This window comes from Mesorhizobium alhagi CCNWXJ12-2, assembly GCF_000236565.1.
In the GTDB taxonomy this organism is placed as follows: domain Bacteria; phylum Pseudomonadota; class Alphaproteobacteria; order Rhizobiales; family Rhizobiaceae; genus Allomesorhizobium; species Allomesorhizobium alhagi.
Window position 1 is genome coordinate 1 of sequence record NZ_AHAM01000112.1, and the last position, 10825, is coordinate 10825.

The 10825-nt window shown below is 62.5% G+C and carries 11 protein-coding genes; all 11 read right to left on the minus strand.

Annotated elements, in window-relative coordinates:
• Positions 1-775: NADH-quinone oxidoreductase subunit N (locus tag MAXJ12_RS13420; protein WP_008836432.1), on the minus strand; the 775-nt coding region annotated here is incomplete at its 3' end.
• A 13-nt stretch (positions 776-788) separates the two neighbouring features.
• The gene (locus MAXJ12_RS13425) at positions 789-2333 is read right to left on the minus strand and encodes an NADH-quinone oxidoreductase subunit M (RefSeq protein WP_008836433.1); all 1545 of its coding nucleotides are present in this window, start codon (positions 2331-2333) and stop codon (positions 789-791) included.
• Between the two features lie 3 nt (positions 2334-2336).
• A complete protein-coding gene (gene nuoL, locus MAXJ12_RS13430) occupies positions 2337-4328 on the minus strand; it encodes an NADH-quinone oxidoreductase subunit L (RefSeq protein WP_008836434.1) in 1992 nt (663 codons plus the stop codon).
• Between the two features lie 10 nt (positions 4329-4338).
• A complete protein-coding gene (gene nuoK / locus MAXJ12_RS13435; RefSeq protein WP_008836435.1) occupies positions 4339-4647 on the minus strand; it encodes an NADH-quinone oxidoreductase subunit NuoK in 309 nt (102 codons plus the stop codon).
• 2 nt (positions 4648-4649) lie between these two features.
• Complete coding sequence (locus MAXJ12_RS13440) at positions 4650-5270, minus strand: NADH-quinone oxidoreductase subunit J (protein ID WP_008836436.1); 621 nt, start codon at positions 5268-5270, stop codon at positions 4650-4652.
• Between the two features lie 133 nt (positions 5271-5403).
• Complete coding sequence (gene nuoI, locus MAXJ12_RS13445) at positions 5404-5895, minus strand: NADH-quinone oxidoreductase subunit NuoI (RefSeq protein WP_008836437.1); 492 nt, start codon at positions 5893-5895, stop codon at positions 5404-5406.
• A 2-nt stretch (positions 5896-5897) separates the two neighbouring features.
• Complete coding sequence (locus tag MAXJ12_RS13450) at positions 5898-6089, minus strand: hypothetical protein (RefSeq protein ID WP_008836438.1); 192 nt, start codon at positions 6087-6089, stop codon at positions 5898-5900.
• Positions 6089-7132 (minus strand): NADH-quinone oxidoreductase subunit NuoH, encoded by a 1044-nt coding sequence (gene nuoH / locus MAXJ12_RS13455; protein WP_008836439.1) that lies wholly within the window; start codon positions 7130-7132, stop codon positions 6089-6091. Before nuoH ends, MAXJ12_RS13450 begins: the two co-directional genes overlap by 1 nt.
• A gap of 8 nt (positions 7133-7140) precedes the next feature.
• On the minus strand, positions 7141-9222 hold the full coding sequence (gene nuoG / locus MAXJ12_RS13460; protein WP_008836440.1) for an NADH-quinone oxidoreductase subunit NuoG: 2082 nt from the start codon (positions 9220-9222) through the stop codon (positions 7141-7143).
• A 72-nt stretch (positions 9223-9294) separates the two neighbouring features.
• Complete coding sequence (locus MAXJ12_RS13465; protein ID WP_008836441.1) at positions 9295-10005, minus strand: NADH-ubiquinone dehydrogenase subunit; 711 nt, start codon at positions 10003-10005, stop codon at positions 9295-9297.
• A gap of 85 nt (positions 10006-10090) precedes the next feature.
• Positions 10091-10825 (minus strand): NADH-quinone oxidoreductase subunit NuoF (gene nuoF / locus MAXJ12_RS13470; RefSeq protein ID WP_008836442.1); only part of this gene is annotated, 735 nt, incomplete at its 5' end.

Sequence of the window (10825 nt, forward strand, 5' to 3'; positions counted from 1 at the left end):
TGACGCGCACCAACAGCGCCATTGCCGCCATTTTCGGCGCTGCGGCGAAGAAGGCGGTGACCGGCGTCGGCGCGCCTTCATAAACATCCGGCGTCCACATGTGGAACGGCACGGCGGAGACCTTGAAGGCAAGTCCGGCCATGACGAAGACCAGGCCAAACACCAGTCCGAGCTGGCGCTCGCCTCCCGCAAGCGCGGCCGCGATTGCGTCGAAGTCGGTGTTGCCGGTGTAGCCGTAAACCAGAGAGATGCCGTAGAGCATCATGCCCGACGACAACGCGCCGAGGACGAAATATTTGAGGCCGGCTTCGGTCGAACGCAGGCTGTCGCGATTGATGGCGGCCACAACATAGAGTGCCAGCGACTGCAGCTCGAAGCCGAGATAGAGCGCGATCATGTCGTTGGCGGAGATCATCAGCATCATGCCGAGCGTCGCCAGCATGATCAGCACCGGGTACTCGAACTTGTCGAACTTTTCCGCCTTGGCGAAGCCGACCGACATGATCAGCGTCACCACCGAGCCGGTGAGCGTCAGGAACTTCATGAAATGCGCGAACGGATCGCTGACGAAGGAGTTGCCGAACGCTTTGCCCTCGCCGCCGAACAACAGCATCCAGGCGCCGGCGCCGATCAGTATGGCGACCGCCAGCCCCGTCACCGTCGTATTGGCGCGCGGTCCCGAATAGACCCCGACCATCAGCAGCGCCAGCGCGCCGAGCGCGATAATCAGTTCAGGCGTGGCCAGCGTCAGGCTCGAATAAAGTTCCGGCGTCATAAGCCCGCCCCTGTCAATGCGCTGCGGCCGGCGCGGCCGCTGCCGGCTGCACAATGGCAGGCTGCGGCTGCGGTACCGCGTCGAGCGATACTGTAACGTTGTTCACGAGGGCCTGCACGGAAGCGGCCGTCGCGTCGAATATGGGCGCCGGATAGACGCCGAAGAAGATGACGAGCACGACCAGCGGATAGATCACCGCCTTTTCGCGCGTCGAGAGGTCGAGCAGGCCCTTCAGGCTTTCCTTCGAGAGCACACCGAAGATCACCTTGCGGTAGAGCCACAGTGCATAGGCGGCCGAAAGGATGACGCCTGTGGCAGCGAACAGCGCCACCCAGGTGTTGACCCTGAACACGCCGAGCAGCGTCAGGAATTCGCCGACGAAGCCGCTTGTGCCGGGCAGGCCGACATTGGCCATGGTGAAGATCATGAACACCACGGCATATTTCGGCATGTTGTTGACCAGCCCGCCATAGGCGGCGATCTCGCGCGTGTGCATGCGGTCGTAGATGACGCCGACGCAAAGGAACAGCGCGCCCGACACCAGCCCGTGCGACAGCATCTGGAAGATCGAGCCCTGGATGCCTTCCTGGTTCATCGCGAAGATGCCCATGGTCACGAAGCCCATATGAGCGACCGACGAATAGGCGATCAGCTTCTTCATGTCCTCCTGCATCAGCGCCACCAGCGACGTGTAGATAATCGCCACAATCGAAAGCGCGAAGACCAACGGCTGGAAGTAGAGCGACGCATCCGGGAACATCGGCAGCGAGAAGCGCAGGAAGCCGTAGCCGCCCATCTTCAACAGGATGCCGGCCAGGATGACCGAGCCCGCCGTCGGTGCTTCCACATGCGCGTCAGGCAGCCAGGTATGGACCGGCCACATCGGCATCTTCACAGCGAAGGAGGCAAAGAAGGCGAGCCACAGCCATAGCTGCATGCCGGCCGGGAAATCATGCCCAAGCAGCGTCGGGATGTCCGTCGTGCCGGCCTGGAAGAACATCGCCATGATGGCGAGCAGCATCAGCACCGAGCCGAGCAGGGTGTAGAGAAAGAACTTGAACGAGGCATAGACGCGCCGCTTGCCGCCCCACACGCCGATAATGATGAACATCGGGATCAGGCCGGCTTCGAAGAACACGTAGAAGAGCACGATGTCGAGCGCCGTGAACACGCCGATCATCAGCGTTTCCAGGATCAGGAACGCGATCATGTATTCCTTGACCCGATGCTCGATCGAGTTCCAGCTCGCCAATATGCAGAGCGGCATCAGGAAGGTGGTCAGGATCACGAACAGCATCGAAATGCCATCCACGCCCATGTGGTAGGAGATGCCCGAATCCAGCCAGTCGGCCTTTTCGACCATCTGGAACCCGGTATCGGCATAGTCGAAGCCGGCCCAGATGAACAGCGACAGCATGAAGGTGAAGACCGTCGTCAGCAGCGCGACATTGCGGATGTTGCGGCGCGCGCTGTCGCCCTCATCCCGGATCAGCAGGATCAGGAAAGCGCCGACCAGCGGCAGGAAGGTGACCGTGGAAAGAATAGGCCAGTCCGTCATGGTCTAAAACGAGCTCCCGAGCATCATCCAGGTGACGAGGGCTGCGACGCCGATCAGCATGACGAATGCGTAGTGATAGAGATATCCGGTCTGCAGCCTGACGACGCTGCGCGTCACGTCGATGACGCGCGCCGATACGCCGTCCGGCCCGAAGCCGTCGATGATGCGTCCATCGCCGGTCTTCCACAGGAAGCGGCCGAGGCGCTTCGCCGGGTTCACCAGCAGGAAGTCGTAAAGCTCGTCGAAATACCATTTGTTGAGCAGGAAGGCGTAGAGGCCGCGGTGACGCGCAGCCAATTCCCGCGGCATCTCGGGCGAGCGGATGTAGAACTGATACGCCAGCCCGAAGCCGATCAGCATGGCCGCGAACGGCGCGAGCTTCACCCAGAGTGGCACTTCGTGGAAATCGTGCAGGATGTGGTTGTCCGGCAGGACGAACAGCGCCGCCTTCCAGAAGTGCTCGTAGTCGTGGCCGATGAAATATTCATGGAAGATGACGCCGGCAAACAGCGAGCCGGCGGCCAGCACGAACAGCGGCGCCAGCATCACCGGCGGCGATTCATGCACGTGATGCATCACGTCTGCGGTGGCCCGCGGCCTGCCGTGGAAGGTCATGAAGATCAGCCGCCAGGAATAGAAGCTGGTCATGACCGCGGCAACCACGAGCGCGATGAAGGCGAAGCCGGCCATGGCGTTGTGGCCGACGAAGGCGCCCTCGATGATGGCGTCCTTGGAAAAGAAGCCGGCCGTGCCGATGATCGTCGCGGGAATGCCGACGCCGGTCAGCGCCAGCGTGCCGATCACCATCATCCAGTAGGTCGTCGGGATCAGCGTGCGCAGTCCGCCCATCTTGCGCATGTCCTGCTCGTCGGAGACCGCATGGATGACAGAGCCGGAGCCTAGGAACAGCAGCGCCTTGAAGAAGGCATGCGTGAAGAGATGGAAGATCGCCGCCGAGTAGAAGCCGAGGCCGAGCGCAACGAACATGTAGCCGAGCTGCGAACAGGTCGAATAGGCGATGACGCGCTTGATGTCGTTCTGGACGAGGCCGACGGTCGCGGCGAAGAAGGCGGTGAACGCGCCGACGAAGGTGACGACGGTGAGCGCCGTGTGCGACAGTTCGAAGATCGGCGACAGCCGCGCCAGCATGAACACACCGGCCGTAACCATGGTCGCGGCATGGATGAGCGCCGACACCGGCGTCGGGCCTTCCATTGCGTCCGGCAGCCAGGTGTGCAGCGGCACCTGCGCCGACTTGCCCATCGCGCCCATGAAGAGCAGCAGGCAGACGACCGTCAGAGCGCTTTGCATGTCGAGCGCATAGCCGAGGAAATTCAGCACAGTCTCGCCAGGCGCACCCGCTTCCGCGCCGGCCGAGGCCACGGATGCGGCATTGGCGAAGATCGTGTCGAAATTGACCGAGCCGAACAGAACGAACACGCCAAAAATACCGAGGATGAAGCCGAAATCGCCGACGCGGTTGACCACGAACGCCTTGATCGCAGCGGCGTTCGCCGACGGCTTCTTGTACCAGAAGCCGATCAGCAGGTACGAGGCGAGACCGACCCCTTCCCAGCCGAAGAACATCTGCACCAGATTGTCAGCCGTCACCAGCATCAACATGGCGAAAGTGAACAGCGAGAGATAGGCGAAGAAGCGCGGCCGGTGCGGATCGTGGTGCATGTAGCCGATCGAGTAGATGTGCACCAGGGCCGACACGGTATTGACCACCACCAGCATGACCACGGTCAGCGTATCGATCCGCAGCGCCCAGTCGGCTTGCAGGCTGCCGGATTCGATGAAGCGCAACACCGGAACCGTAAAGACCTCCGTGTCGCCGAAGCCGACGGCGAAGAAGGCGACCCAGGACAGGACGGCCGAAATCACCAGGAAGCCGGAGGTGATGTATTCCGATGCTTTCGCGCCCAGCGACGTGCCGAACAGGCCGACGATCAGGAAGCCGAGCAGCGGAAGGAAGACGATGGCTTGGTACATGGTCTTACCGTCAACCCTTCATCATGTTCACGTCTTCGACCGCGATCGAGCCGCGGTTGCGGAAGAACACCACCAATATGGCAAGGCCGATCGCCGCCTCGGCAGCCGCGACCGTCAGCACGAAAAGCGCGAAAACCTGGCCGACCAGATCGCCGAGCGCGGCGGAAAACGCCACGAAATTGATGTTCACCGCCAAGAGGATCAATTCGATCGACATCAAAATGACGATGACGTTCTTGCGGTTCAGGAAGATGCCGAACACGCCAAGCGTGAACAGGATCGCCGAAACGGTGAGAAAATGCGCGATGCCTATTTCCATCGTCAGATGCCCTTGCCCGTCTCGACTTTCTTGATTTCGATTGCCGTCGCCGGCGTGCGGGCAACCTGCGCGGTAACGTCCTGGCGCTTAACGCCTTCCCTGTGGCGGAGCGTCAGCACGATCGCGCCGATCATCGCCACCAGCAGGATCAGCCCGGCCACCTGGAAGAAATAGATGTAGTCCGTGTAGAGGATGTCGCCGAGCGCCGCCGTATTGTGGCGCGCGACGATGTCGGGCGTCGGCTTGGCGACGGTCGACGCCAGTTCGGGAGCGAATGTGTAACCGCCGAGCACGATCACCAGTTCGGCCGCCAGGATCAACCCGACCATCGCGCCGACGGGCGCGTATTGCAGCGCGCCCGATTTCAACTCGGCGAAATCGACGTCGAGCATCATCACGACGAACAGGAACAGCACCGCCACCGCGCCGACATATACGACGAGCAGGATCATCGCCAGGAACTCAGCCCCGGTCAAAAGGAACAGCCCGGCCGCATTGAAGAAGGTCAGGATCAGGTAAAGAACCGAGTGCACGGGATTGCGCGCGGAAATGACCATGAAGGCCGCCGCGACCGCGATGAAGGCGAAGAGGTAGAAAAATACCGCTTCAAGTCCAATCAGCATGGGTTCCCCCGGGGTTTCCGTATCGGACGGAGCACAAGCCGCGCCCACCCGTTTCCGGTTTTGCGCCCGCCTCCGGGCGGCAAATCCGCGTGTTCCTTAGACGAGCAATTCCGGCCCGTCCATCTTTCAATCTTCACCTGTAGGGCGCATCCAGAGCGATGTTGCGCGCCAGTTCCCGCTCCCAGCGGTCGCCGTTCGCGAGCAGCTTTTCCTTATCGTAGTAGAGCTCCTCGCGCGTCTCGGTCGAGAACTCGAAATTCGGCCCTTCCACGATCGCGTCGACCGGACAGGCTTCCTGGCAGAAGCCGCAATAAATGCATTTCACCATGTCGATGTCGTAGCGCACCGTGCGGCGCGTGCCGTCATTGCGGCGCGGACCTGCCTCGATGGTGATGGCCTGCGCCGGGCAGATCGCCTCGCACAGCTTGCAGGCGATGCAACGCTCCTCGCCGTTCGGGTAACGGCGCAGCGCGTGCTCGCCGCGGAAGCGCGGGCTGAGCGGTCCCTTCTCGAACGGGTAGTTCAGCGTCGGCTTCGGCGCAAAGAACTGGCGCATCGACAGGAAGAACGCGCCGACGAACTCCTTGAGAAGCAGCGATTTGGCGGCTTGTGCAAGTGCCGTCATGATCAGTCTCCGGTAAACAGCGGGGCTACGAAGTAGCCTATGACCGGAAGGAGCACGAATTGGCTCAAACCGGTTATGTTGAGGACGCGCTTGGTCTCGGGCAGGTCGACGCGCGAGGCAAGCAGGCGCAGCGCGAAGAAATCCACGACCGCCACAGCCAGCCCGATCAGCGCGCCTATGAGCCCGGCCGACATCAGGCCATTCCCGTCAGTTTCAGGAACGCCGCCGTGATCACGACCATCGCCAGCGAGATCGGCAGGAATACCTTCCAGCCAAGCCGCATCAGCTGGTCGTAGCGGTAGCGCGGCACGAACGCCTTCACCATGGCGAACATGAAGAACATCATGGTGACCTTGAGCACGAACCAGACGACGCCCGGAACCCAGGTGAACGGCGCGAAGTCGAAGGGCGGCAGCCATCCGCCAAGGAAAAGTATGGTGGTGAGCGCGCACATCAAGACAATTGCGACGTATTCGCCGAGGAAGAACAGCAGGAACGGCGTCGACGAGTACTCGATCATGTGGCCGGCCACGAGCTCCGATTCAGCCTCGACCAGGTCGAAGGGCGGACGGTTCGTCTCGGCCAGCGCCGAGATGAAGAAGACGATGAACATCGGGAACAGCGCCAGCCAGTGCCAGTCGAGAAACGTGTTGGGCAGGCCGACCATGGTGCCCAGCCCGTCACGCTGCGAAAGCACGATGTCGGTCAGGTTCAGCGATCCGACGACAAGCAGCACTGTCACGATCACGAAGCCGATGGAAACCTCGTAGGAAACCATCTGCGCGGCGGATCGAAGGGCTCCGAGGAACGGGTATTTCGAATTGGACGCCCAGCCGCCCATGATCACGCCATAGACTTCCAGCGACGCTATCGCGAAGATGAACAGGATGCCGACATTGATGTCGGCGATCACCCAGCCGTAGTCGACCGGGACCACGGCCCAAGTCGCGAGCGCAAGCACCGCCGAGATCACTGGCGCGAGCAGGAACACGCCCTTATTGGCGCCGGACGGTATCACCGGCTCCTTGAACACGAACTTCAGCAGATCCGCGAAGGACTGGAGCAGTCCCCAGGGGCCGACAACGTTCGGGCCGCGCCGCAACTGCACCGCAGCCCACACTTTGCGGTCGGCGTAGAGCAGATAGGCGACGAAGACCAAAAGGATGACAATCATCGCCACCGACTGCAAAAGGATGATCAGGCCGGGCCAGACGTAGAAAGAGAAAAAGGATTCCATAATCGCCCCTACTCGGCTGCCTGTTTGAAGCCGCCCTTCGCCAGGGCCGAGCATTCGGCCATGACTGCGGAGGCCCGCGCGATCGGGTTCGTCAGATAGAAGTCTTTCACCGGCGATGCAAACGCCCCCTTGGCCAGCGGCCCGGCGATCTGCGCCGCGCGCTGGATATCGGCCGGATCGCCGGACGCGATCTCGTCGATTTCGAGCAGATGCGGATAATCGGCGGTGAGCTTCGCGCGCAATTGCGACAGCGAATCGAATGGCAGTCTGTGGCCGAGGACATCCGAAAGCGCCCGCAGGATCGCCCAGTCCTCCCGCGCTTCGCCCGGCGCGAAGCCGGCACGATTGGTCTGCTGCACGCGGCCCTCGGTATTGACATAGGTACCGGACTTTTCGGTGTAGGCCGCGCCCGGCAGGATGACATTGGCGCGGTGCGCGCCGGCATCGCCATGCGTGCCGATATAGACGACGAACGCGCCGCTCGCGCCGGTCATGTCGATCTCGTCGGCGCCGAGCAGGAACAGCACCTCCATGGCGGACATCATTTCAGCGGCGCTCTTGCCGCCCTCACCCGGCACGAAGCCGATGTCGAGCCCGCCGACCCGCGCAGCCGCGGTGTGCAGCACGGAAAAGCCGTTCCATTCTTCGCTGACCGCATCGACGGCCAGCGCCAGCTTGGCCGCCAGGCCGAGCACGGCCGCGCCGTCGGTGCGCGCCAATGCGCCCTGCCCGACAATGATCAGCGGCCGCTTGGCGTTCTTCAGAACCGAGAAGAACTTGCCCTTGCCGCGAGCCAATTCGTTCAGCGATTCGGAACCGGCCCCCAGCATCTCGTAGTCGTAACGAAGATCGCCGATCTCGCCGATGGCGCCGACCGGCAGATTGCCGACCTTCCAGCGCTTCCTGATCCGCGCATTGAGCACGGACGCCTCGAAGCGCGGATTGGCGCCGATGATCAGCACCGCATCGGCCTGCTCGATACCTTCGATCGTCGGATTGAAGATGTAGCTGGCGCGGCCGAGCGCGGGATCGAGCCTTGCGCCGTCCTGCCGGCAATCGATGTTCGGTGAATCCAGCGACTGCATCAGCAGTTTCAGCGCATACATCTCCTCGACGGCCGCCAGATCGCCGGCGATCGCGCCGATCTTGTCGCCCGAGCTTTTCGCCACCGCTTCGTTGATCGCGGCGAAGGCTTCGCTCCAGCTCGCGGCAACCAGCTTACCGTCGCGGCGCACGTAGGGCCGGTCGAGGCGCTGTGTCCTGAGACCGTCCCAAATGAAGCGCGTCTTGTCGGAGATCCACTCCTCGTTCACCTGCTCGTTGATGCGCGGCATGATGCGCATCACCTCGCGGCCGCGCGAATCAACGCGGATCGCCGAGCCGACCGCATCCATGACGTCGATCGATTCCGTCTTGGTCAGTTCCCACGGCCGCGCCTGGAAGGCATAGGGCTTGGAGGTCAGCGCGCCGACAGGGCAAAGGTCGATGACGTTGCCCTGCAACTCGGAAGTCATCGCCTGTTCGAGATAGGTGGTGATCTCGGCATCTTCGCCGCGGCCGATCAGGCCGAGCTCCGAAATGCCGGCGACTTCCGTGGTGAAGCGGACGCAGCGCGTGCAATGGATGCACCGGTTCATGATCGTCTTGACCAGCGGGCCGATATATTTGTCTTCGACCGCGCGCTTGTTTTCCTGGTAGCGCGAGGAATCGACGCCGAACGCCATCGCCTGGTCCTGCAGGTCGCACTCGCCACCCTGGTCGCAGATCGGGCAGTCGAGCGGATGGTTTATCAGCAAAAACTCCATCACGCCCTCGCGGGCCTTCTTGACCATCGGCGTGTTGGTGAAGATTTCAGGCGTTTCGCCATTAGGCCCCGGGCGCAGATCGCGCACGCCCATGGCGCAGGAAGCGGCGGGCTTGGGCGGCCCGCCCTTCACTTCGATCAGGCACATGCGGCAGTTGCCGGCGATCGACAGCCGCTCGTGAAAGCAGAAGCGCGGCACTTCCGCGCCCGCGTCTTCAGCCGCCTGCAGCAGCGTGTAGTGATCGGGAACCTCGATCTCTTTGCCGTCGACTTTCAGCTTCGCCATGTCGTCCCAAACCCTTGCGGCTCACCCGCATATTATATGTCGGCGCTCGAAAGCGCCGGTCTCAAGATCAGTTCAGTGCTTCGTCCCACCGGAAGCCAGCTTCGTCGCCTGCCCGATCCAGTCGTCGCGGTCGATCCGACCCTTGAACGACAGATAATCGTCGACCCAGGCGATCTCTTCCCTGCCCCAGCTTGCGATCTGGCCATAGGTCCAGACGCCGAGCCCGTTCAGCACCTGCTCGAGCTTCGGGCCGATACCCGAGATCAGCTTGAGATTGTCAGGCTGTTCCGGCTTTTCCATCGCCCTGGGCTGCCGGAAATCCTCCGGCATCAGGTCGGCGACCGCTGCGGCAGCCGCGCCCTGGCGAGCGTCCGCCGCCATACCGGCTGCGTCGTCAGCAGGCGGCTGGCTAGCCTCTGTCGTCTCCCTGGCCACGGATCGTGCTTCGGCGATCAGTGTTGTTGTTGCCGCCTTTGCGCGAACTGCAGGCGATTTCGGCTTCTCGACAAAATCGTCGACGTTCGGCGCGAGGTCTTCCAGGACCGGCATCCAGAGGCGCTGCGCGGCCTCGACCGTGCCCGAAACGGCGCCGGCCCACAGCCCGTACGCCTGGCTGGCCAGCCCGAAGCCGAGTGCCGAAAAAGCAGCGGCCCCCGCAAGCGGATGCGCCATCAGATTGACAGCGCCGGCAAAATCCTTCGGCATGATGACGGCCATGTATTCGTTCATCTTTTCGCGATCCGCATCGGGACCGGCATGTTCGGGTATGGAAGGTGTCGACATCGGTGGGCTCCTTCGCCGTTTTTCCGTTCGTCCCGTCCTTGGTGTCTCTCTGATCGGACCTCCGGTCCGCACTTTCTATGTCGTTCTATTCCGCCGCGACCAGCACCGGCTCTGTCCTGTGCGCATTGCGCGTGAACTCGTCGATGCGCCGCTCGATCTCCGGCCGGAAATGCCGGATCAGCCCCTGGATCGGCCAGGCAGCCGCATCGCCCAGCGCGCAGATGGTGTGGCCTTCTACCTGTTTCGTCACATCGAGCAGCATGTCGATCTCGCGCTTCTGCGCTTCACCGCGCACCAGCCGCTCCATCACCCGCCACATCCAGCCGGTGCCCTCGCGGCACGGCGTGCACTGGCCGCAGCTCTCGTGCTTGTAGAAATAGGAGAGCCTGGCGATCGCCTTCGCGATATCGGTCGATTTATCCATGACGATGACAGCCGCCGTGCCGAGGCCCGATTTCAGGTCGCGCAGCGCGTCGAAGTCCATCGGCGCGTCCATGATCTGCTCGGCTGGCACCAGCGGCACCGAAGCGCCACCGGGGATCACCGCGAGCAGATTGTCCCAGCCGCCTCGGATACCGCCGCAATGGCGGTCGATGAGTTCGCGGAACGGGATCGACATCGCTTCTTCCACGGTGCACGGATTGTTGACGTGGCCGGAGATGCAGAAAAGCTTCGTGCCGACATTGTTGGGCCGGCCGAAAGATGAGAACCATGAAGCGCCGCGGCGCAGGATGGTCGGCGCTACCGCGATGGATTCGACATTGTTGACCGTCGTCGGGCAGCCATAGAGGCCGACATTGGCCGGGAATGGCGGGTTTCG